The following is a 20,625-nucleotide window of genomic DNA, read 5'->3' as shown; positions in this document are numbered from 1 at the left end:
ATAGCAAAAACAGTCTCATTGGTTACAAAAAGAGGGGTGTTCAGTTGGATACTTTTCTTAAACCCCAAGGTGGGCAAACAACTAAATTTAGTTAGTAATTCATGAAGCTTTCAAAGCGCATTTTTGCAGGTTTAGCTACTGCCTCATTGGCCGTAACTGTTACTGCTTGTGGTGGATCAGATTCCTCAGGCAAATTTGATGACACCGTAACTGTTGGAATTCTCCACTCCCTATCAGGGACAATGGCAATCTCCGAGTCAACTCTTGTTGATACAGAGAAAATGGCTATTGAAGAAATCAATGCAGCTGGCGGTGTAACAGTCGACGGTAAAAGCTATAAAATTGAGTACATCGTTGAAGATGGGGCATCAGATTGGCCTACCTTTGCTGAGAAATCAAAGAAGTTGATAGACCAGGATGGTGTCCCAGTTGTCTTTGGCGGCTGGACTTCTGCTAGTCGTAAGGCAATGCTTCCGGTTTATGAATCTAAAGATGCATTCCTTTATTACCCTATTCAATATGAAGCACAAGAGTGCTCCAATAACATTTTCTATACAGGAGCGACTCCTAACCAACAATCTGAGCCTGCTACAGAATTCATGTACAAGCGCTCACCAGCGGCTGGAGGAGATTTCTTCTTAGTTGGTTCTGATTATGTTTTCCCAAGAACTTCTAACACAATTACTAAAGCTCAAGTCAAACAACTTGGCGGTAAAGTTGTTGGGGAAGACTATCTGCCTTTGGGTAATACAGAGGTAGCTCCTATTATCTCCAAGATTAAAGTTGCTCTTCCTGATGGTGGAATCATCGTTAACACTTTGAATGGTGATCAAAACGTTGCTTTCTTTAAACAAATCCAGGACGCAGGAATTACTCCTTCCAATGGTTATTACGTAATGAACTACTCCATTGCGGAAGAAGAGATTAGTACGATTGGACCTGAGTTCCTTGAGGGCCACTATGGTGCTTGGAACTACATGATGTCTATTGATACTCCAGCTTCTAAGAAATTTGCTAAGAGCTTTAAGAAGAGATGGGGTAGTGATCGTGTTGTGGCTGATCCTCAAGAATCTGCTTATAACATGGTTTATCTTTGGAAGCAGGCAGTTGAAGATGCAGGAACATTTGATGACAATGCGGTTAGAGAAGCATTGGTTGGGCAGACATTTGATGCTCCTCAAGGTCCAGTAGAAGTTATGGCAAATCATCACCTATCTCAAACAGTGAGAATTGGTGAAATCAACGCAGAGGGTGGATTTACGATCCTTGAAGAAACTGATGTAGTTGAACCACAAGCATGGAACCAAAAACATCCAAGTTCAAAAGGTTACGCTTGTGATTGGACTGATCCTAAGAAAGGTGAAAAATATAGGATGTGATTCAATTTTTGACTTATAAATAGATCCTAATAAGGAGCCTTTGGGCTCCTTATTTCTTTAAAAAAAACAACCAAGCTAGTGCAACTTTTTCTTGAAAGCCTCTTTAATGGCGTTGCTATTGGCTCAGTTTTGCTTGTCGCAGCACTGGGACTAGCAATTGTCTTCGGTTTAATGGGCGTCATCAATCTTGCTCATGGGGAATTGATGATGCTTGGTGCTTATTCAACATACATAACCCAATTAATTTTCAAACAAGTTTCTTTTTTAAAACCTTTTTATGATTCGTATGTCATAGTTGCAATTGGGATTGCTTTTTTAGTTAGTGGAACAGTTGGCATTCTTTTAGAGCGAACGGTTATTAGACGTCTCTATGGAAGTCCTCTTGAAACACTTCTCGCGACATGGGGAGTTAGCCTAATCCTTCAACAATTTGTTAGAAGCGTTCCGCTAGCCTATGCAAGTGGTTTGGTGATAGCACTTTTCTTTGGACTATTTTCACCATTATTTATTTCGGATGACTTACTTCATGGTGCAAAAGGTAAATTAATTAAGGCATGTACTTGGGGCTTTTCTGCATTACTAGGTGTCGCAACAGGAGGTATTTTATCTTCTTTAGTAAGCAAACTTAGCCGCGCTAGTGCAAGGAATGTTGATGTTACAGCTCCTTCTTGGATGAGAGGTGGAATTGATTTTGTTGGAATTACTTTTCCTAAAACTCGTCTTTTAATAATCTTTATTACCTTAATATCTGTTTTAGTAGTAATTTTCTTTCTTGATAAAACAGCTTGGGGGATAAGAATTAGAGCAGTAACTCAAAATAGACCTATGAGTGATTGTTTAGGTATATCAACAGAAACAGTAGATATTATTACTTTTGGAATTGGATCAGGTTTGGCTGGTGTCGCAGGAGTTGCGGTTTCACTACTTGGTTCAGTGGGGCCAAATGTTGGCGGAAATTATATCGTGGGTTGTTTTATGGTTGTCGTTCTAGGTGGCGTGGGCAATTTATTAGGAACAATTCTTGCTTCTTTCTCGATTGGAATAATGACCGATTTGATAGGAGCAGGAAGACTGCTTACCATTTGGCCCGAGATGCCATCCCCTCTTTATTCAACGATAGATTTTTTTGCGACAACAAGCATGGCTAGAGTAATGATATTTGCTCTAATAGTCATATTCCTTCAATTTAGACCAACTGGGATGTTCCCTCAAAAAGGAAGAATGGTGGAGTCTTGATTTATGAGTATTTTTTCTACAAAAAAAAGTTGGATTAACTTAACTATTTGGGTGTTGATCATTGCCTTAATTATTGCTGCACCCTCAGTACTTCCTGTCTTTAGATTAAATCTCTTAGGAAGATATTTATCTCTTGCAATAGTTGCTCTTGGAGTTGATTTGATTTGGGGATTCACAGGGATGTTGAGTTTAGGTCAAGGAATTTTCTTTGCTCTTGGTGGATATTGTGCTGCGATGTTCCTGCAACTGAATAGTGCAGGAGAATTCCCAAATGGTATTCCCGAGTTTTTTGGTTTATATGGAGTCGAAAAACTTCCATTCTTCTGGGAACCATTTAAAAGTTCAATTTTTACTCTTATTTCCATTTGGTTGTTACCGGCAATAATTGCTGGTCTTCTTGGGTATTTAGTTTTTAGAAATAGAATTAAAGGTGTTTATTTCTCAATTCTTACACAAGCGGCACTTTTAGTTTTCTTCAATTTCTTTAATGGGCAACAGAAATTGATTAATGGAACAAATGGTCTGAAAACAGACGTAACTCAACTTTTTGGTCAAATGGTTGGTTCAGAAATAATGCAAAGATGGTTTTTTTGGATATCAGCTATCTTAGTAATACTTGCATGGTTTTTTGCGCGGTGGATTGTTAGAGATAGATTTGGAAATATCCTTGTTGGAATTAGAGACGATGAAGCTCGAGTTCGTTTTACTGGATATAATCCAGTAATTTTCAAAACAATAATTTTTTCAATAGCAGGAGGATTAGCTGGTGTTTCAGGAGCTTTGTATACAGTTCAATCTGGAATAGTGTCTCCTCAATTTATGACTGTTCCTTTCTCTATCGAAATGGTTATTTGGGTTGCCGTGGGAGGTAGAGGAACATTATTAGGCGCAATCTTTGGAGCTGTTTTGATTAATTATGCAAAAAGTTTGGTGAGTGAAGCATTACCTGCAAGCTGGATGTTTATTCAAGGTGGATTATTTATTCTTGTAGTAACAGCTCTTCCAGAGGGTGTACTAGGATGGATCAGAAAAGGCGGTCCAAAGAAATTACTTTTTTTAATAGGGATTAATAAAAAGCTAGAAACATATCCAAGTCTTGAAGTCAATGAACAAGGTGAGGTTAAATCATGAATTCTCCATTGCTAGAGCTAAAACAAATTTCAGTTAGTTTTGAAGGATTTCTTGCCCTCAGAGATCTTGATCTGGTTTTGAATCAAGGCGATCTTAGAGCAGTTATTGGTCCCAATGGTGCAGGTAAAACTACATTTTTAGATGTAATTACTGGGAAAGTAGCACCGACAAAGGGGGATGTGATTTTTAAAGGAAAATCGTTGCTTGGTCAAAAAGAGTTTCGTATAGCGCGGAAAGGGATTGGAAGGAAATTTCAAAGTCCTAGGATATTTGAAAATTTATCTGTACAAGACAATTTAGCTCTATCAGTTAGCAGACCTAAAACTCCTTTTTCATTATTAATTAATACTTTAAAGGTTAAGCATTTAGATCAAATTCACCATTTGATGAGTATTGTCAACCTTCAATCAAAAGCCAATATCAGGGCTGGATCGCTTTCTCATGGTCAAAAACAATGGCTTGAGATAGCGATGCTGGTTGGACAAGACCCTGATCTTTTACTTGTTGATGAACCTGTAGCTGGTTTGACTGATGAAGAAACAGATTTAACTGCTGATCTTCTTAAATCTTTAGCTGGCGATCATACTGTCTTAGTCATTGATCATGATATGGAATTTATTCGTAGACTTGATTGTCCTGTTAGTGTTTTACATCAAGGGCATGTATTAAAAGAGGGGTCTATGAGCGACATACAAAAAGATCCTTTAGTTATAGAGGTTTATCTAGGAAAATCTGTGGAGGAAGAAGAATGACTATGCTTCAGATAAAAGGCTTAAATACCTACTATGGCGAGAGTCATATTCTTCGAGATGTTGATATGAATATCAATCAAGGTGAGATGATTTGTCTTATTGGTCGAAATGGAGTAGGTAAAACAACTTTGCTTAAATCATTAATAGGTTTATTAACTCCACGGCGTGGAGAGATTATTTTTAATGGAGATTTACTAAATAGAAAGCCGCCTCATCAAAGGGCTCGTTCCGGCATTGCATATGTTCCTCAAGGACGAGAAATAATACCTTATCTAACTGTTGAGGAAAATCTTCAACTTGGATTGGAAGCTTTGCCTGGAGGGTTAGCAAAGCATAAAAAGATTGATCAACTTGTATATGAACTTTTTCCTGTTTTAAAACAATTTCTAGCTCGTAAAGGAGGTGACTTAAGCGGAGGACAACAGCAACAACTTGCAATTGCGCGAGCATTACTTGGAAAACCAAAGTTGCTTTTACTTGATGAGCCAACCGAAGGAATACAGCCGAATATTGTTCAAGATATTGAGTCAGCAGTTAAAAGGATCATTAGTGAGACTGGGGTTGGAGTTTTATTGGTAGAGCAACATTTGCATTTCGTTAGGCAAGCAGATCGTTATTATGCAATGCAACGCGGTGGAATAGTAGCTAATGGCCCAACGAGCGAATTAAGTAAATCTGTTGTTGAGAAATTCCTTAGTGTTTAAGTCTATTTTGTTTTAGTAAAACTCGTTTCTTGCTCTATTTTGTCTTGGCAAGTAGAGCAAAGGATATGACCTTTCTTTTTCCAAAAAGTCTTTGTTGATCTTTCGATATTTTGTCCACAGCCAAGGCATTTAAAGAGTGGACTCATTTATTACTAAATCTTTTTTTTATGATTATTTATAACACTATTTTTTGTCTGTCGTAAGATATACCATTTCCTTTGGGCCGTAGTCTTTTCTTTTTATCAATAAAATTGAATAATTTAATTAACCTGAAAAAGCATTTTTTGATACTTGCTCTCTTTATTAAGTTTGTTATAAATCGACTAGCTTGTTTTTAGTTCATGTCTTTCGAGAGACTAAGCAAAACTGAAATAGTTCATGGCAGGATTGCAATGTCAGGTGTATTATTTGTTTTATTCCTAGAAATAGTATTTAGAATAAATATTTCTTAGATACTATATGTATTGAATTAATTTTTTTAGGAATAGAAAAGTTAAGCTACTTTTAGGAATAGAGAATCTTTAATTCTCTTGATTTCTCCCCCTTTCCATAACCAGATAATAGGTTCTTTAGATTTGGCTTTTTGTAGATCAATTCTATTTTCAATACTTATAGGATTAAATTCTGTTTTCGCCTCAAATTGTTTATCTCTGATTGCCTGATTGATAACAATACTTCCATCATTTCCAGATATTGATCTATGAAAAGTACCGATAGGTATTTGTAGTGCCCCCATGAATCTATTGAGATAAATTATGTGATGAGGTTCATCCCAGAGAGGATTTAATAGCGTGAAAATCCTATCTCCCTGAAGTACCAGATTATTATCTGTTTGATGATAGTGTACATAATATTGCTCGAAGCTATTTAAATCAGGGGGGGAAGTTGCTCCTCCTCTATGAATAACAACGTCACTACCATTTGAATCTTCAACACTGGCATCTAAAAAAGTTACTTCAGGAGTCTCTCGAAAAATATTAACCGGTACAAAATTGAGTTTCATTAAAAATTTTATTTGTACCAAATATTACGTGAATAAATGTATCTAACTGTATTAATTGATTCACTTTTATCGAATTAATTATCTTTTAGGTAAGAGTAAGGGTATTTAAATATACTAAAAGTCATCAAATATGCTTTGTTTTATTTAGCTCACAAAGCAATTAATGATACATAAGAATATCAAAAATATTTATAACTTTAACTACATTAAGCTATCTGGTTATGACTAAATCAGGCATTAAAAATAAAAAACTCTTGGTTGACTTGATGGTCAAAACTTTTAAATCTCTCCCTGAAACAGCGATTACTTTTTCGAACATAAAAAAAAATTAAACTCATAACTTACGATACCTTTTTGAGATACTTTGCTAGTGGATTATTTTTACTATCTCATGGCCTTTTGGTTTTAGATCATCTAGGAATAGGAGCAGCTCTTCATGGCCTTGGTGAAGTATTTTTTGCTCCTTGGGCTATTAAGCAGAAAGCATGGGACTTGGTTTTTATAGCTTTTTTATTTGGTGCATTTGATCTTTGGGGAACTTTGAAATTAGGATTTAATTAGTAAATTTATTAAATTAATTACTTTTTTTAAAAAATTAGAGGGAGGTCAAAACCCTTCCCAGTAGTGCTGACCTCCCTACAGAAAACTTTGGAACGGGTTTTCTGATAAAACAGTTATAGGTAATTTAGTTGGATAAGTTAAGACTTAATTGATACAGAATTAAAAATCTATTAAAAATTAAAGTAAGTTTTGAATTTATTTGCTTAAAGCTTAATTAGTATAAATTTTTTTTCTCTTAACTTTCTTTAACTCATGCATACCTTCTATTTGTTGGTAAATAGATTGAAGTTGGTTACAAATATGCTCAGTATTCTCTACTTTGTATAATCTAAGTAGCATCTTCTCTATTTGCTCTTTGCATTCTAGGAAGACATGGCAATCTATCGTCCCCGGCTCATATTGCATGTTTGATTTGAAAAGAGTTTACTTTTAAGGCATTAATTAAATTAAAACTGTATTGATTGATTCAGTATTTTAATAAACTAGTTTATTATTTAGTTTATAAATAACAAAATTCAAAAATATAATTAAAAACTATATTTAACTAATGGAAAGACTTTTTTCTAATTCTTTCTCAACCCATTTCAGCTTTCATGGCTTCATGGATTCTCTTACTCATGATTTCATGACCACAATACTGCAAGTGCACTTCTTGAGAGCTTTTAGCAGATTTGTTTTGAGAGTACTTAAGTCCTCTGTAAGTTAGTTCAGCCATTAGAAAAATTGTCATTGTTCAAGTCCCCGTTCCATGGCTTGAATCTAACTGCGACTCGAATAGAGCTGAACGTCTGTTGATAATACACAATTCATTCTCAATCTGTTGAAGTTTCTTCAAAAATTATTATCAATTTAGATCCGAAACTTTTTGTCTTTTCAAGCATAAAGTCCGATTTGGGAAAAAATTATTGCTTATGGACTCTATGGAGAGATGGAGCAATCTTGTCTCTACCTTGAAAAAATAATTGTGTAAGAATATTTTTCTATTAATTAACTTGCCAGTCTGGAAATATATGAGTCTCTTGAACCTGCATTTATCCAACCAGTTGCAATTGTTTTGGAATGAATTTTGTTAACTCTGCCTCTATGAATATGCGTCAATCCAGCAGGGAAAATAACTAATTTTCCTCGTTCAGCTGTCTCATGATATTCCTGCCAGTGGAATTCTGTACCTCCAGATTCGACATCATTGCAATAGAGAATCCAAGCTAAAACTCTATGAACCGGTTCGGTTGCTTCTTCGCTAATCGTCCAGTCACAATGCCATTTTTTAAATCCTTCTCCAGGGGCATAACGTTGTATGTTGAAAATTGGATTGACAAATAATGATTGTTCTGGGGAGCATTTACTAAAAAGAGGACGATCTTGGAGGTATTTTTGAAGCCCAGCATCGACGCCTCTTACAATGACCTCAGAGAGTGCAAATGCTTCTGGGTCGCTGCGATCTATGGCTACAAGGCTGATATCAGTAGAAATTTTTGCAGGATCTGAATCATTATTTGATCCATTGCTGAAGGCGATTCCATTGCGATGCAAGTCCGTGCGACGATCGAAAAATGACATCACACCATCTGCAACAGATTCAAAACCTTTATTTCTATAGCTAGCTATTAAATTCATGGAATTTTTTTAAGGTTTTTTCGATCTCTGGATACTTTAAATCCATTGAAAGTACTAATTCAATAAAAATCCAATAGAGACATTTGCCCTCTTTTAGTTGGCTAGAGGGGTTGTGTTTGATTTAAATGAAGTTGTTTTATTAAAAGGCTATAAATTAAGCTACAGCTTTGTCTTTCAGAGATCTTAAATATCTCTTTCTTTGACCGCTACCTTCAACTTCAAAATGCCAAGTAGGTTGTTTCTTGTCGGTTTTTTTTAAGTTAACGCCAGAATTGCTTGTGCTTAACTTCTTCTTAATCTGTGAGTTCATGGGCTTATTAAAGCACATTCTCTAATTCTTTATGGTTCGGTCATTACTTTCTCTTCTCGAAAATAGATAATAAAAAAGAGGCCCAGTTGAACCTCTCTTTGAAATTTAAAACAATTTTGACCTTGCCCTATGCAATTCCTCGGTTCTTGTAAGGGTCATCTTTGAAAGGCTGCGCCTCAAAACTTGGAGGTGAGTTATCTTTATAAGGATGAAATAGAGCATTTCCCATTGAAATGAGTAATTCTTGAAGCCAAAGAATTGTTTTTTTCATTGAGTCCTCTGGTGGAATATAACCATATATAAGTTATGTGGAATATTTATACATCAGTAAAAACTCCTCTTGTTGAAGTTTTAATTTTCTAGGCAATAGCAATCGAGCAGCCCTCGAGTATCTATTGCAAATAAGAAATTTTGACCTTATTCGAATCCTTGAGGTGACGTTTTCGTCCGAACCTTAAAATCCCAAACCGTAATTCCTCCGTTTGCATTTATTGCAGCCAAGGCAGTGTCATCAGGGTGCCAAGCGATTTGGCTTACAAGGTCACCTGAAAATGCACCACCAACTGGATCACCCTGACCATCTGCTTGGAGGAACCAAGAAAAAACTGAACCATCTCTCGCGCCAGAAGCTAAAAGCATCCCGCTATGTGAGAAAGCAAGGCATGAAATGGGTTCGGTATGAAGCATTAACTCTCCAGGTACAGTGCCCTCAGGACCATCGTCTTGAAAACTCCAAACCGTTACTCGATCACTACCCCCAGTAGCAAGAACTGTGCCAGTTTGATCAAAAGCTAGGTGGCTTGGTTTGCCTGGATATCCTGTCATCTCTGAATCTTCATCTGTTGAACGACGCCAGAAATGAACAGAATTATCCTGACTGCCGCATGCCACTATGTCTCCATCTGGACTAAGCACCATTGATACCAGTGAGCCTCGCCACTCCAACTTTTGATTGATCTTGTCGTTTACTACATCAAAAAAAGTGACTTGGCCATAGCATGCTGTTGCTAATTCATTTGAATTAGACCAAGCAATTGCGCTGACAGTGCTGGGATGCTCCTCTGATCGCCAATGTTCTTGACCTTTATCATCAAAAACATAGACGTATTTAGTAAAAACTACTGCTAAAAATTTTCCGTCTGGGGACCACTTGATGTGCTCAACCCATCCTTTCCCAAGTTCCAAAGCATTAGTTGCCGTACCCTCTTGGCTTTCCCATATATTCACATGTCCATCTTGGCCAGCAGTTGCAAAAGTCTTTCCATTTGGATGTATAGACATTGCGAGTAAGCCACCTTTATGTATGTCTTTTATTTGCCAAATGAGCTTTCCAGATTTTCCCTCAAATGCGTAAAGCCCACCAGCGACATCACCTACTAAAAAAGTTTTACCTTCTAGTGCCCAGCCGCAGACAATCGCATAGTCGTCAACTTGCGTAGACCAACCTTCATGAAGCATTCCCTTGGGACTAAATGCTTCTATACCAGACATTTGTCAAACTCCCTACTCATTTCTGCTGCATCAAGATTTCTACCGATAAAGACGAGTTGGTTACGGCGAGGTTCATTGCCCCATTCTTTATCAGGTTGTGCTGTGAAGAGCATGTGTACTCCTTGAAAAACTATTCGCTTAGATTCACCCGCATAACTAATGAAACCTTTGGTGCGAAATATATCCACACCTTTCTCAGACAAAAGTCGACTTAGCCATCTATTGAGTTTCTCCGGATCTACATCACCCTCTCGCTCGATAGCGATTGAACCTACTTCGTCATCGTGTTCGTGTTCAGCTACCCAAACCCTTTCAGCTATTGGAGAAATTGTAGAGGTGTTCTGATCATTATCTATCTCATCTGTAGAAGGAGTATTTACTTTCGTTAATTTCATATTAAATTCTTCGGCTGTATGTTGAGTGAACAGACCTATATCCCTTGCCTTATCAACATCTATGAAGAAGGACTTAGTTCCTCCGGATTGCAGTTGAAGGCTTACATGTTTGCCGACTGGGACCATATCCCCTGGATTCATAAGTTGTTCTTGTTCGGCATATAGTCTTACGCATGATTCAGCCCCTGAGTTGAGTGATGTCTCATCCTTGCCTTGATTTAATAACAGGACGAGAGACATTGTGGGGTCTGGACCTTCTTCGAGCGTAAGTTCATAGCGACCTTTTTCAAGTGAAAAAACACCTGTCCACTCAAATGGGTATTCTGGTTCAAGAAAAGTTGGACGACGCTGAAGTACTTGATCTAGATCAAAAGCACTTAGATTTAGCACAGTATCAATTGAGACGTCTGCTTGTTTACTGCGTATGACACGAGCCATACGATTCATATCGCGTAGCCGTAATTCTAAGTTGTCGAGTGATTCATCTGAAACTAGATCAGTTTTATTTAAGACAAGGACGTCAGCAAAGGCAACTTGCTCTGAACTCTCATCACTTCGACCAAGTTGTTGCTCTATATGGGCTGCATCAACAAGTGTGACTATGCCATCAAGTGAAAACTCCTCACGGATTTCATCGTCCATAAAGAATGTCTGAGCGACAGGACCAGGATCAGCAAGGCCAGTAGTTTCAACTAATACGTAGTCAAATTTGTCTCGCCTCTTCATGAGGTTTCCAAGTACACGAATTAGATCACCCCGAACGGTGCAACAGATGCAACCATTCGACATCTCGAAGACCTCTTCATCAGCATTGATTACTAATCCTTGATCAATACCAACTTCACCATATTCATTTTCAATAACAGCTATTTTTTTACCGTGCTCTTCGCTTAGAATTCGATTAAGAAGAGTCGTTTTGCCAGATCCTAGGAAACCAGTCAGTATTGTCACCGGTACTTTTTGTTTGGTACTCATTTCCTTTAATTAACGATTTGAACAATGTGAGTTTTCAAGAGAAATATCAGTTATCCAATTTTCTTGAATACCCAATAATTCAAGTGATTTTGACTCGAAGTCATCAAGTTCGTAATAATTATAAGGGACTTTTACTCTTAATGTATTTTCCCCATTCTCTTTTTTAAGCGAATGATTTGAAAATTGAAGTTCTTTTAGATTGGAATCGAAATCAGTTGAGATAATAAGTTTTAGGATCTTATCTTGGTCCCATGGTGGTTTATCCATGAAACCCGCTTGGTCTTCCCAATGTTGTTTGTATGCTTTATATCCTTTGGTTGGAAACATGTAGTTTGAATAATGTCTAACTTTTTTCAAGTTAGACATTATTCAAATTTTGAATCTTAAGGGTTGGTTAAATCATTCCATTTACCCTCAAGTTCATCCCCCTCTCTCTCATCACATTCTCCACCAAGCGAATCAACAATTGTACATGTGTTGTGTACTGCTACTGAAACAGTATTCCCTTCTAGCATTAGACCATCAACAAAGATTTGATTTCTTGCAATAGGGGTGGAAGTTTGTCTGCTTAAGTTTTTTAATAGCTTGGAAGGAGGCTTTTGCTCAGCGAATAAGACGTTCACGTTTTCTTCTTTGAGCTCAGCTATTACCGTAGAAATAGTCTCTGGTCTAAGGCTGGAAGAATCACCAAGGAAATCTAATAGACTCAAAGTCTTCAAGCCAAATGCATCTCCGTAATATTCCATCGCTTTGTGCTTAGAAACGATTGTCCTTCGATCAGTAGGAATTGTAGCAACTTGTTTTTGAGTCCATAAGTCGAGATCTTCTAAAATAGAATTAACGGCTTGAGTTCTTTCTTTTAAAACTTTTTTTGTTTCTCTGTCAAAGAAGGAAATTTTCTTATTGATATTTTTAGAAATGACATTTCCCATCTTGATGATGTTATGAGGGTCATGCCAGATATGAGGATCTAGCCCACCATGATCATGGTGATGATGATGATCGCCTTCATCTGGAACTTGAGCTATAGGTTCAACATCGTCGCCTGAAACATCCTTAAAGAAATGTTCGTCGGCTTCAAACTCAAAAGGCATATGCTCAGTAAAGAATGCATATTTACCAGCTTTTTTGATTTCTACAGTAAAGGTTGTGATGTCTTTCTTCTCATTAAATGAAAGAAAATATGCTTTTTCCTGCGCAACAAGTTTGTCATTATTGCGTTTGGTTTCTGAATCCTTAGATCCTAATAATTCTTTGGCAAGCTCTTCTGATGCTTCAATATCACCAGAATTGAGAATAACCATTTTCATTGCAGGATCAGCATAGTCTCCATCGACTTTGGCAAAAGACCATTTGTATGTTCCTGCTGAAAGATCAAAAACACCAGCCCATTCAAAAGCTCCTTCTCCATGGCTATCACCATGATCATCGTGGTCATCATGATCGTCATGTTTAGCAGCTGAATGATCATCGTGGTCATCATGATCGTCATGTTTAGCAGCTGAATGATCATCGTGGTCGTCATGATGATCGTCTATTTCTATTGCACTTACACCAACGACAACAGTTAAGGGATTATCTAACCATTTTTTAATTGCAGGGGTCATCTCTGAACCAAGCGTAAATATTTGATTCGCACTTTTTAGTGTTTGAGCTTGCCTTGGGGTGATCTTGACATCATGAACATCTTGTTTTCTATCAATTAAGCAGGTTACGGGAGTAGAGGGTGGTGCAATTGCAGAAACGACATCGCAGACTAATGGCTCTACAGCAATAATTGATTTTGAATTTGCCTGTGCGCTCTGATGAATTCCCGAAAATAAAAATGCTCCAGCAAGAAAAGAGTTCTTAAGGACTGTTTTATTAAATATTGATTTGCTCTTGATGCGTTGATTGAACAATTTCGACATTTAATCAAAAATTAACGTATCTAAAACGATAATCATTTTCATTTGAGATTGGCAAGTATATTATGTTTCTTGTCAGCAAATCCTCTAATTGATGTCTAGTTTGATTGCTGAAAATGTGACATATTCCTATTCCAGTAAAATCAAACCTGCTTTAAGTGAGGTTTCTCTAAAGCTGGAGCCAGGTACTTTGACTGCTCTTGTTGGTCCCAATGGTGCAGGAAAGTCCACATTATTAAGCTTGCTTCAAGGAAACAGCAAACCAGATAAAGGAAAAATCACTGTTGGAGGGAAACCATTAATTAATGATCGATCTCAAATTGCTTTAATGCCTCAAAGAGGAAAGCTGAATTGGAATTTTCCTATCACAGTTGAAGGATTAGTTTCCTTAGGTCGAGTAAATCATTCCAAATCGACTTGTTGTGAATTAGAAGCTGCTCTTCAACGTGTTGGAATATCTCATTTAGCAAAAAGGAGACTTGATGCTTTGTCTGGTGGTCAGCAACAAAGAGCATTACTTGCAAAAACATTAATGAATCCAGCCAAAATTTTTCTTCTTGATGAACCTTGCTCCGCCTTTGATCCTCCCGCTAAAGAAGATTTCCTGTTAATCATTCGTCAGCTAGCTGATTCGGGATTCACTGTCTTTGTTAGTAGTCACGACTGGGGAACATCTTTAAATGCCTATGACAAGGTTGTTGCTTTAGATAAAATTATTTTGGCTTCTGGCAGCCCTCAGGAAGTTCAAGAAAAACTTAGTTCAATTAATTATTTGAGGTGGAAGTTATAGGGTTGATTCATATTCAAATAATCTTATCCAACATTAAGTTGCTGAGAACAATTTTGGCAGAGACCAAAGTACTCAAGAGTATGAAACAAAAGCTCAAAATTTTTAGAAGTTTTTTTGGACAGATCAGTTGTTTTGACCGGACATCCCTTTAAGCGTGTTGTTTCTCCACAGCTTACGCAAGTTAAATGATGAATATCTCTTTCAACTGGTGCATAAAGAACCTCACCATTGGGAAGATGTCTGGAACGAATCAAACCTTGCTTTACTAGAGCTTGCAGGTTTCGATAGACCGTGGTCAGTCCCATGACCTTTTCACCATTATGAAGTTGTCTATGCAGTTCTTGCCCACTCAATTCATCAGTACATTTCTTGAGTTCATTGAGCAGTTGCTGTTGACGTCTAGTGATTTCAGGCTTGCTTTTGCTCATTTGTAAGATCTTAACTTGATCTCTCTTCCTGACCATACTGAATCATTGGCTTCATGTCTTTTTTAAATACAAATTGGTGGATAATTCCTCTTTTGATAACTTCCTTTTCAGGAATACTTTGCCCTGCCATGGGCACTGTATTGATCACTCATAAAAGGCTTCTTCAAGTTAATTTGATTTCGCATTGTGTTTTGCCAGGTCTAGCTTTGGCTATGGCGCTTGGTTTGGATCCTTCTATTGGTGGAGTCATCAGCGGCTTGGTAGGAGCTATTGCAGCAGAGAGCTTGACAAATAGAAAAAATCAAAATTATGAAGCGGTTATGAATACAATTCTTGCTGGTTCGATGGGACTCGGTGTTTTGCTTATACCTCTACTGGGTATCAGGATTGATTTGGAGGCTGTTTTATTTGGAGATTTATTAACTGCAAATTTGAGTGATCTGCTAAGAACTTTGATCGCTTTCTCGGTATTTATTTGTTTGATGCTTTTTGGTTACGACAAGCTTGTTCATATTGGTCTTGATCCAGAAGGAGCTGCCTCAAGTGGAGTTAATGTATCTTTTTTAAATTTGGCTCTTGGTTTTACTACGGCACTTGTCATTGTGAGTTCAATGTCTGCAGTGGGAGTCATTCTTGTGATTGCGTTACTTTCAACCCCAACTTTGTTGGGATTACAGAAAGCAAGATCTTTATGGATTGCAATGATTAGATCATCCATATTTGGCTTAATTTTATCGCTTATAGGTTTTTCTCTAGCTATGATTTTGAATTTGCCTCCTGGACCTTTGATTAGTGTTCTTTGTGTGATTTCATTAATTTTGCTACCAAATAATAGATAGATTTATTTTTACCCTTATTGCTTGTAAGAGGTAATTTTTGGATGGGTGAAAAGAGATAGCTTCTTAAAGATCAAGAAATCTGAAAATGTTAACGATATGGTTTTGAATTCAATAAAATATTCATTAATTGGATTTTCCCACCCTTTCATTGATTAACTCATGAAGAGAACTCAACTCAATGTAAGTATTGACCCAAAACTTTTAGAAAAGATTAAGGAGAGTGCGAGGATTTCGGGAAAATCATTGGTTGGTTATGTCTCTGATTGTTTTGTTAATCAAATAGAAAATCTGCCTGTTGAATCGATAGATTCTCGATTTCACATGATTGAACAAAGACTGCAATCATTAGAGAAAAAACTTGAATTTCCTGATTATGAAAGCCATGTCACATCATCTTTTACACCTCATCAATTACAGAATTTTAATGAATTCATAAAAGCTGTTTTCAGCAAAGAGTTAAAAAAGAAGGGATATAGATCAATGAAAGAAGCATGGAATGATTTTATAAACCATATAAATTGTTTTGAACAATGGAATGAGACATGTTCTTTTAGGCTTAAAGAGTCTCTTTTTATTGAACATGCTGATCCTTTAACAAGCGAAGAAATCAATCACCTTAAAGCAGGACAAGTTTGTCCTCAACCAATCCGAACAGGGATTATTAATTGGATCAAAAATTCAGATAGAGGAGAATGTTGTTGCTCCGATAAAGAGTTCCCTTCACAGGAGCAAATTTGCGAAAAGGGTTCAATGTTAGTTGAAGATATATATTCTTAGACCAATTAAGATCACTTTTCGAAAGGTAATTAAATCCTAATTTGTTACAAAACAGGGGGATGAATTTAGTCTTTTTTTAGATATATTGCCAAGAAGTTTATACCACAGCTTTAAATTCTTAATTACTTCAAGATTAGTTAGGGTTTATATGGATTGCACAAGGCATCCATAATTTACCCATCTTATGGACACCATTGCATCCGATCTTTTTGGCTTCGATCTCTGCCTGAGCTTTAGTTGGATATGCATATATATTTTTTGAAGAAGGAGAATTTGAACGATTGATTGACTCGTGAATAGCATTATTTTCCGGACTCCACACCTTTAGACCCATAGTTGTTATTCCTGCAGAAAATATTCCCATTCCTACTATTGAGGCATTAACGACTCCCATAGCTACTACGCCTATAGAAACTACACCCATGGGAACAATCCCAATGGTAACAATTCCCATGGGAACAATTCCAATGGATATAAATCCGAGTGGCGCTATCCCAAATGCAATTTTTTTTGGTTTACTTCCGCAATGAGAAGGACTTTCGGAATTGTTCTGATCGGTACTATTTGAATTTGTCATTATCTAACAATATTAGTGATGATGGTGATGCCCATCATGAGATTCATGATCTGTATGACTTTTGCAAGGCATCCATTTATCTCCCATCTTATGAGCTCCAGTGCAATTGAAATTTTTTGCTGCTTTTTCAGCTTCTGCTTTCGTTTCAAAAAGTGCAGTAGTTCCGTTTGTTTGGGAATTACCCGAGCATCCCATCAGTGAAAACGACATAGAAATAATGATGGCGGTGAAAATAGGCTTGAGATTGTTCATCATTCTAGGTTTATCTAGTTCGTCTAGTTTTAGGTTAATTAACTTGTGAACGTTGTCAGCAAAAGACGTTGAATCTTTGTAGCAAAACGCACACAATCTTTGTAGCAAAACGCACGTCTTTTAGAACTCTCGCAAGTTTTTGAGGTTATATTTTTATTTATATATAGTTTTACTAGTTTTGCTAGTATTTGTGAGATCTATGAAGCTCTTTTCGCGATTACTCTTGATTCCTGCTGCGTTAGGCTTAATGGCCCCAATGGCTGTTGAAGCAGGAGGTGGCGATCAGAAAGGTCATCATGATCACCATGTTGGTCACATGAATATGGGGGATTCATACCCTACAACTATGTTTATGGGTAAAACGACTTTTGTTTTGGGTGGAGTAGATGGCGTAAGCGATTCTGGAATGGGTGGAATGGGTGGAATGGGTGGAATGTCTACTTCTGAGGACAAGGATGGGACAGTTTTTCATTACGATACAAAGCTGATGTTTATGACCAGTTTTACTGGCCAAGACATTCTTAAGACTGCTGTTCGCATAGGTAATTTCGGAATGATGGAGCCCTTCGGGATGATGGGTGAGGCAAGATTAGATACTGCTTTTAGTAGTAGTGATTCGTTAGAACTTCACAAGGCTTATTACCAATTCCCTGTTGGAGACGATATTCAAGTAACTTTTGGCCCCAAGCTTCGTCAAGATGATTTGCTTGGTGTGTGGCCGAGTGCTTACCCAGGCGATGGAGTCTTGTTTGTACTAAACCAGGCAGGAGCCAATGATACTTATTCCAAAAAAATGGGAGCGGGTGCTGGTATTACTTGGTCCCAAGACAAATTAGTTGCTTCTGCACTCTTCGTTTCAGAAGATGCATCAAATTCTTCGATTGGCTTTTTAACTGATGATGGTAAAGATCACATAACAACTCAGTTGGCATGGGTTGATGAGAAATTTACTCTTGCAGCGGCCTATACTCAAGCGGATAACGGGAATACTGATGATTCTCCTGATGTGAATGATTACTCTTCATATGGAATTAGTGGTAGTTACCAATTTGGAGACGACTACAGTCTGAGTGCTGGTATTGGTTGGAAGAATCCTGAAAACGAGGATAATCCTGATACTGCGATGAATAAGGTGGAGGATGGCAATACATGGTCTGTTGGCTTCCTATGGAATGATGCGTTTATTGAGGGGAATAAGTTTGGATTTGGTATTGGAACAGCCGAAACTCATAGAGATGACAGTGGTTATGATGATCCTTTGGCTTGGGAAGCTTTTTATGATTTTTCGGTGAACGATAGTGTCACAGTTACCCCAGCTATTTTTGTTATTGAACAAGATGGTAAAGAGGACGTTAATGGAGCATTGGTTAAAACCACTTTCAAGTTCTAATGCTAATGTTGGTTTTTACTTTGATTAAGCTAATTGAGTAGATAATATTAAACTTATTATCTCAATTGCAGAGATTTTACTTATGTAGAGTCTAATCAATGATTTTTTACACCTAGAGACCTATCATCAAGTTTAAAAAGGGTCAATTCTTAACTATGACAAAGGCTTCTAAATTCGTTTTTGTTATAGTGTTTGGTTTGCTTATTCAAATTTTTTCTCAACCAGTTGATGCATGTGTTGAAGGATTGAAATGGGGAATGGATCTTTCAAGCGTAGAGACTCATCTTGGTGTCTCTTTCATTCCTATAAAAGAAAAAATAAATCAGAATCTGTTCGAAGTGAACGATATTCAAATAAGTGGTTTACCTGTAAAGGCTCTTAGAGTTCGAATTGAGAAGGAGGGTGGATTAAAACAACTTGCTTATGAAATAGACAACGAAAATATGACTGAGGTCCTGGCAGGATTACGCTATCGCTTTGGTCCCCCAGTTGGAACAAATGTTGATGTTGAAAACGGGCCTACCCAGCAACAATGGATTTGGCATACTGGAGAAGATGTGATTATTGCAGTTAAGAGTGACCAAAGGCCATTTTTGCTTTCTTATCGACCATCACTTTTAGATCCCTCTTTTCTCTAAGAGAACTTTTTAACAGTTGTTGTAAGTGACCAAACCTTTTTTAGTTGATTTAGTAATTTTTACCGAAGTTTGACTGCTGTTTAACAAGTTCGAAGAACTCCTGCTTCAAGCTTGCATCATGGCGAAAATCACCCCTAACGATTGAGTTGATCATGCTAGTTTCAGGTTCTTTTACTCCTCTCCATTTCATACAATAATGTTGAGCTTTAACAAGTATTGCTAGGCCTTTAGGTTCGCACAAACGTTCTATTTCATCAGCAAGAATCATTACGGCTTCTTCTTGAATGTGTGGCCTAGAAAAAACCCAATCAGCTACTCTTGCAAACTTCGATATTCCAATAACTTTCTCTCCAGGTTTTATTCCTATCCAGCAATCTCCAAGAATTGGGACAAAGTGATGAGAACAAGCAGATCGAACTGTTATTGGCCCAAGTGTATAAATCTCATCTAAATTTCTATCGTTGGGGAAATTAGTAACTTTAGGTTGAGGGTGATATCTGCCTTTGAATACCTCGTTTAGATACATTCTTGAAACGCGTTCTGCAGTTTCTTGAGTGTTGTGGTCATTATCAACATCAATCAATAAAGTTTTCAGTAAATCTCTCACCCTAGTTGCAACTTCTCTTTCAAGAGTTTCTAGTTCTCCTGGCTGAATGAAATCGGAAATATTATCATTTGCATGGAATCTAGCTCCATGGGCTTGTATACGTTCGCGAATTATTTCTGAGACTAATTTGCAAGAAATTTGATCTTTTAAATTATCCTTTACATTCTCATTAGGAGCAGTAGAAGTCATAACCTTTATTTGTAAGGGTAAAAACCGATGACATACATTTAGAGCGCTAAGACCCTAACATATCAAGATCACTTTCGTTATGGATACAATACCTATTCAATTTTATACGAATCAATGGTCACATGTATTTTCTAAGGGCAAGGTCTTAGCTATTTCAGGAGTTATTCCATTTTTCATAAAAGAAGAAATATCTGAATAAGTGCTTTATTTAGATCATCTTCTTACAGGCTAATTCTCTCGAAAGCCATTTAAAAACTTTATGCCGATGAGTGGAATTGAACCACCGACCTACTGGTTACGAATCAGTTGCTCTACCCCTGAGCTACACCGGCATTAGAATCAAATTATCATCTTTCGATTTATTTTTGAATAAGCCTAATAAGCCAGGATCCAATTTAGATCCCAATTTAAGAGCAAGACTTTTGAAGGAGTCAAAAAATCCTTATCGGGGATTAAGAAGAGCTGTTTGGATAGCGCTTTTCGGTTCGGCTTCTGTTGGTTTTTTTATTATGATTACTAATATAATCGCAGGAGATACTGTCTCTATTAATGATCTTGTAATCCAAAGTTCAGCATTATTAATTCTTGGTTTTTTATTATATAAAGATAGGAATAAACAAAAAAATGATTAGGCTTTTCCTTTTAACTCATTATATTTATTCAGATCTAGAGCCGAA

The 20,625-nt window shown here is 37.1% G+C and carries 26 protein-coding genes and 1 tRNA gene; 13 read left to right on the top strand and 14 right to left on the bottom strand.

Annotated features, from left to right (window positions below):
• Window positions 1-101: 101 nt before the first annotated feature.
• From urtA to O5637_RS10800, 6 genes are all read left to right on the top strand, one after another.
• Window positions 102-1,379 carry an urea ABC transporter substrate-binding protein gene (gene urtA / locus O5637_RS05985; protein ID WP_269603401.1) on the top strand — a complete coding sequence of 426 codons (1,278 nt, stop codon included), beginning with the start codon at window positions 102-104 and terminating at the stop codon, window positions 1,377-1,379.
• Window positions 1,380-1,457: 78 nt separating this feature from the next.
• On the top strand, window positions 1,458-2,615 hold the full coding sequence (urtB, locus tag O5637_RS05980) for an urea ABC transporter permease subunit UrtB (protein ID WP_269603400.1): 1,158 nt from the start codon (window positions 1,458-1,460) through the stop codon (window positions 2,613-2,615).
• A 3-nt stretch (window positions 2,616-2,618) separates the two neighbouring features.
• Entirely contained in the window at window positions 2,619-3,746 is a 1,128-nt protein-coding gene (urtC, locus tag O5637_RS05975) for an urea ABC transporter permease subunit UrtC (protein ID WP_269603399.1), read from the top strand.
• Entirely contained in the window at window positions 3,743-4,498 is a 756-nt protein-coding gene (urtD, locus tag O5637_RS05970) for an urea ABC transporter ATP-binding protein UrtD (protein ID WP_269603397.1), read from the top strand. Before urtC ends, urtD begins: the two co-directional genes overlap by 4 nt.
• Entirely contained in the window at window positions 4,495-5,202 is a 708-nt protein-coding gene (urtE, locus tag O5637_RS05965; RefSeq protein ID WP_269603395.1) for an urea ABC transporter ATP-binding subunit UrtE, read from the top strand. Before urtD ends, urtE begins: the two co-directional genes overlap by 4 nt.
• Window positions 5,203-5,543: 341 nt before the next feature.
• On the top strand, window positions 5,544-5,654 hold the full coding sequence (locus O5637_RS10800) for a chlorophyll a/b-binding protein (RefSeq protein ID WP_420063710.1): 111 nt from the start codon (window positions 5,544-5,546) through the stop codon (window positions 5,652-5,654).
• A 41-nt stretch (window positions 5,655-5,695) separates the two neighbouring features.
• Here the strand turns inward: O5637_RS10800 and O5637_RS05960 are convergent, their stop codons facing one another.
• Window positions 5,696-6,205, bottom strand: coding sequence for a hemagglutinin (locus O5637_RS05960; protein ID WP_269603393.1), 510 nt, complete (start codon window positions 6,203-6,205; stop codon window positions 5,696-5,698).
• A 354-nt stretch (window positions 6,206-6,559) separates the two neighbouring features.
• Here O5637_RS05960 and O5637_RS05955 point away from each other — a divergent pair, with 354 nt between their 5' ends.
• The gene (locus O5637_RS05955; RefSeq protein WP_011295386.1) at window positions 6,560-6,766 is read left to right on the top strand and encodes a hypothetical protein; all 207 of its coding nucleotides are present in this window, start codon (window positions 6,560-6,562) and stop codon (window positions 6,764-6,766) included.
• Between the two features lie 574 nt (window positions 6,767-7,340).
• Here O5637_RS05955 and O5637_RS05950 read toward each other — a convergent pair.
• The 8 genes from O5637_RS05950 to O5637_RS05915 form a co-directional block, all read right to left on the bottom strand.
• The gene (locus tag O5637_RS05950; protein WP_181414079.1) at window positions 7,341-7,496 is read right to left on the bottom strand and encodes a hypothetical protein; all 156 of its coding nucleotides are present in this window, start codon (window positions 7,494-7,496) and stop codon (window positions 7,341-7,343) included.
• A gap of 257 nt (window positions 7,497-7,753) precedes the next feature.
• A complete protein-coding gene (locus tag O5637_RS05945; protein WP_011824443.1) occupies window positions 7,754-8,383 on the bottom strand; it encodes a 2OG-Fe(II) oxygenase in 630 nt (209 codons plus the stop codon).
• Between the two features lie 154 nt (window positions 8,384-8,537).
• On the bottom strand, window positions 8,538-8,693 hold the full coding sequence (locus O5637_RS05940) for a hypothetical protein (protein ID WP_269603384.1): 156 nt from the start codon (window positions 8,691-8,693) through the stop codon (window positions 8,538-8,540).
• Window positions 8,694-8,820: 127 nt separating this feature from the next.
• On the bottom strand, window positions 8,821-8,964 hold the full coding sequence (locus O5637_RS05935) for a hypothetical protein (RefSeq protein WP_181414077.1): 144 nt from the start codon (window positions 8,962-8,964) through the stop codon (window positions 8,821-8,823).
• Window positions 8,965-9,110: 146 nt separating this feature from the next.
• A complete protein-coding gene (locus tag O5637_RS05930) occupies window positions 9,111-10,184 on the bottom strand; it encodes a WD40 repeat domain-containing protein (RefSeq protein ID WP_269603381.1) in 1,074 nt (357 codons plus the stop codon).
• Window positions 10,172-11,554 (bottom strand): CobW family GTP-binding protein, encoded by a 1,383-nt coding sequence (locus O5637_RS05925; protein ID WP_269603379.1) that lies wholly within the window; start codon window positions 11,552-11,554, stop codon window positions 10,172-10,174. Before O5637_RS05925 ends, O5637_RS05930 begins: the two co-directional genes overlap by 13 nt.
• Before the next feature lie 9 nt (window positions 11,555-11,563).
• Window positions 11,564-11,881: a hypothetical protein gene (locus O5637_RS05920; RefSeq protein ID WP_269603377.1), complete on the bottom strand. Its 318-nt coding sequence runs from the start codon at window positions 11,879-11,881 to the stop codon at window positions 11,564-11,566.
• Window positions 11,882-11,937: 56 nt separating this feature from the next.
• A complete protein-coding gene (locus tag O5637_RS05915; RefSeq protein ID WP_269603375.1) occupies window positions 11,938-13,464 on the bottom strand; it encodes a metal ABC transporter solute-binding protein, Zn/Mn family in 1,527 nt (508 codons plus the stop codon).
• A gap of 91 nt (window positions 13,465-13,555) precedes the next feature.
• On the opposite strand from O5637_RS05915, the gene O5637_RS05910 reads away from it, so the two are divergent.
• Window positions 13,556-14,251, top strand: a complete 696-nt coding sequence (locus tag O5637_RS05910; RefSeq protein WP_269603373.1) for an ABC transporter ATP-binding protein — start codon at window positions 13,556-13,558, stop codon at window positions 14,249-14,251.
• 23 nt (window positions 14,252-14,274) lie between these two features.
• Here the strand turns inward: O5637_RS05910 and O5637_RS05905 are convergent, their stop codons facing one another.
• On the bottom strand, window positions 14,275-14,679 hold the full coding sequence (locus O5637_RS05905) for a Fur family transcriptional regulator (protein ID WP_269603371.1): 405 nt from the start codon (window positions 14,677-14,679) through the stop codon (window positions 14,275-14,277).
• Between the two features lie 53 nt (window positions 14,680-14,732).
• Here O5637_RS05905 and O5637_RS05900 point away from each other — a divergent pair, with 53 nt between their 5' ends.
• Window positions 14,733-15,518: a metal ABC transporter permease gene (locus tag O5637_RS05900; RefSeq protein ID WP_269603369.1), complete on the top strand. Its 786-nt coding sequence runs from the start codon at window positions 14,733-14,735 to the stop codon at window positions 15,516-15,518.
• A gap of 159 nt (window positions 15,519-15,677) precedes the next feature.
• Window positions 15,678-16,295, top strand: coding sequence for a hypothetical protein (locus O5637_RS05895; protein WP_269603367.1), 618 nt, complete (start codon window positions 15,678-15,680; stop codon window positions 16,293-16,295).
• A gap of 133 nt (window positions 16,296-16,428) precedes the next feature.
• Here the strand turns inward: O5637_RS05895 and O5637_RS05890 are convergent, their stop codons facing one another.
• Complete coding sequence (locus O5637_RS05890; protein WP_269603365.1) at window positions 16,429-16,872, bottom strand: hypothetical protein; 444 nt, start codon at window positions 16,870-16,872, stop codon at window positions 16,429-16,431.
• 12 nt (window positions 16,873-16,884) lie between these two features.
• Entirely contained in the window at window positions 16,885-17,082 is a 198-nt protein-coding gene (locus O5637_RS05885; protein ID WP_269603363.1) for a DUF3721 domain-containing protein, read from the bottom strand.
• 241 nt (window positions 17,083-17,323) lie between these two features.
• Here O5637_RS05885 and O5637_RS05880 point away from each other — a divergent pair, with 241 nt between their 5' ends.
• Window positions 17,324-18,514, top strand: a complete 1,191-nt coding sequence (locus O5637_RS05880) for a hypothetical protein (RefSeq protein ID WP_269603361.1) — start codon at window positions 17,324-17,326, stop codon at window positions 18,512-18,514.
• Window positions 18,515-18,669: 155 nt separating this feature from the next.
• Window positions 18,670-19,152, top strand: a complete 483-nt coding sequence (locus tag O5637_RS05875; RefSeq protein ID WP_269603360.1) for a hypothetical protein — start codon at window positions 18,670-18,672, stop codon at window positions 19,150-19,152.
• 49 nt (window positions 19,153-19,201) lie between these two features.
• Here the strand turns inward: O5637_RS05875 and folE are convergent, their stop codons facing one another.
• Together folE and O5637_RS05865 are read right to left on the bottom strand one after the other, a co-directional pair.
• Window positions 19,202-19,948 carry a GTP cyclohydrolase I gene (gene folE / locus O5637_RS05870; RefSeq protein WP_269603358.1) on the bottom strand — a complete coding sequence of 249 codons (747 nt, stop codon included), beginning with the start codon at window positions 19,946-19,948 and terminating at the stop codon, window positions 19,202-19,204.
• A gap of 260 nt (window positions 19,949-20,208) precedes the next feature.
• A tRNA-Thr gene (locus O5637_RS05865) sits at window positions 20,209-20,280 on the bottom strand.
• Window positions 20,281-20,313: 33 nt separating this feature from the next.
• Here O5637_RS05865 and O5637_RS05860 point away from each other — a divergent pair.
• Window positions 20,314-20,580, top strand: a complete 267-nt coding sequence (locus O5637_RS05860; RefSeq protein ID WP_269603356.1) for a DUF3493 domain-containing protein — start codon at window positions 20,314-20,316, stop codon at window positions 20,578-20,580.
• The last annotated feature ends 45 nt before the right edge of the window (window positions 20,581-20,625 follow it).

This window comes from Prochlorococcus marinus str. MIT 0917 (assembly GCF_027359575.1).
Classification (GTDB): domain Bacteria; phylum Cyanobacteriota; class Cyanobacteriia; order PCC-6307; family Cyanobiaceae; genus Prochlorococcus_B; species Prochlorococcus_B marinus_D.
Note: the sequence above shows the minus strand (reverse complement) of the source record. Positions and strands in the feature narration are given on the sequence as shown.

Excerpts from the sequence above, each read along its gene's own strand:
- urtA (WP_269603401.1), top strand. The coding sequence starts at position 102 with ATGAAGCTTTCAAAGCGCATTTTTGCAGGTTTAGCTACTGCCTCATTG.
- urtC (WP_269603399.1), top strand. The coding sequence starts at position 2,619 with ATGAGTATTTTTTCTACAAAAAAAAGTTGGATTAACTTAACTATTTGG.
- urtD (WP_269603397.1), top strand. The coding sequence starts at position 3,743 with ATGAATTCTCCATTGCTAGAGCTAAAACAAATTTCAGTTAGTTTTGAA.
- urtE (WP_269603395.1), top strand. The coding sequence starts at position 4,495 with ATGACTATGCTTCAGATAAAAGGCTTAAATACCTACTATGGCGAGAGT.
- O5637_RS10800 (WP_420063710.1), top strand. The coding sequence starts at position 5,544 with ATGTCTTTCGAGAGACTAAGCAAAACTGAAATAGTTCATGGCAGGATT.
- O5637_RS05960 (WP_269603393.1), bottom strand. The coding sequence starts at position 6,205 with ATGAAACTCAATTTTGTACCGGTTAATATTTTTCGAGAGACTCCTGAA.
- O5637_RS05950 (WP_181414079.1), bottom strand. The coding sequence starts at position 7,496 with ATGACAATTTTTCTAATGGCTGAACTAACTTACAGAGGACTTAAGTAC.
- O5637_RS05945 (WP_011824443.1), bottom strand. The coding sequence starts at position 8,383 with ATGAATTTAATAGCTAGCTATAGAAATAAAGGTTTTGAATCTGTTGCA.
- O5637_RS05940 (WP_269603384.1), bottom strand. The coding sequence starts at position 8,693 with ATGAACTCACAGATTAAGAAGAAGTTAAGCACAAGCAATTCTGGCGTT.
- O5637_RS05935 (WP_181414077.1), bottom strand. The coding sequence starts at position 8,964 with ATGAAAAAAACAATTCTTTGGCTTCAAGAATTACTCATTTCAATGGGA.
- O5637_RS05930 (WP_269603381.1), bottom strand. The coding sequence starts at position 10,184 with ATGTCTGGTATAGAAGCATTTAGTCCCAAGGGAATGCTTCATGAAGGT.
- O5637_RS05925 (WP_269603379.1), bottom strand. The coding sequence starts at position 11,554 with ATGAGTACCAAACAAAAAGTACCGGTGACAATACTGACTGGTTTCCTA.
- O5637_RS05920 (WP_269603377.1), bottom strand. The coding sequence starts at position 11,881 with ATGTTTCCAACCAAAGGATATAAAGCATACAAACAACATTGGGAAGAC.
- O5637_RS05915 (WP_269603375.1), bottom strand. The coding sequence starts at position 13,464 with ATGTCGAAATTGTTCAATCAACGCATCAAGAGCAAATCAATATTTAAT.
- O5637_RS05910 (WP_269603373.1), top strand. The coding sequence starts at position 13,556 with ATGTCTAGTTTGATTGCTGAAAATGTGACATATTCCTATTCCAGTAAA.
- O5637_RS05905 (WP_269603371.1), bottom strand. The coding sequence starts at position 14,679 with ATGAGCAAAAGCAAGCCTGAAATCACTAGACGTCAACAGCAACTGCTC.
- O5637_RS05900 (WP_269603369.1), top strand. The coding sequence starts at position 14,733 with ATGTCTTTTTTAAATACAAATTGGTGGATAATTCCTCTTTTGATAACT.
- O5637_RS05895 (WP_269603367.1), top strand. The coding sequence starts at position 15,678 with ATGAAGAGAACTCAACTCAATGTAAGTATTGACCCAAAACTTTTAGAA.
- O5637_RS05890 (WP_269603365.1), bottom strand. The coding sequence starts at position 16,872 with ATGACAAATTCAAATAGTACCGATCAGAACAATTCCGAAAGTCCTTCT.
- O5637_RS05885 (WP_269603363.1), bottom strand. The coding sequence starts at position 17,082 with ATGTCGTTTTCACTGATGGGATGCTCGGGTAATTCCCAAACAAACGGA.
- O5637_RS05880 (WP_269603361.1), top strand. The coding sequence starts at position 17,324 with ATGAAGCTCTTTTCGCGATTACTCTTGATTCCTGCTGCGTTAGGCTTA.
- O5637_RS05875 (WP_269603360.1), top strand. The coding sequence starts at position 18,670 with ATGACAAAGGCTTCTAAATTCGTTTTTGTTATAGTGTTTGGTTTGCTT.
- folE (WP_269603358.1), bottom strand. The coding sequence starts at position 19,948 with ATGACTTCTACTGCTCCTAATGAGAATGTAAAGGATAATTTAAAAGAT.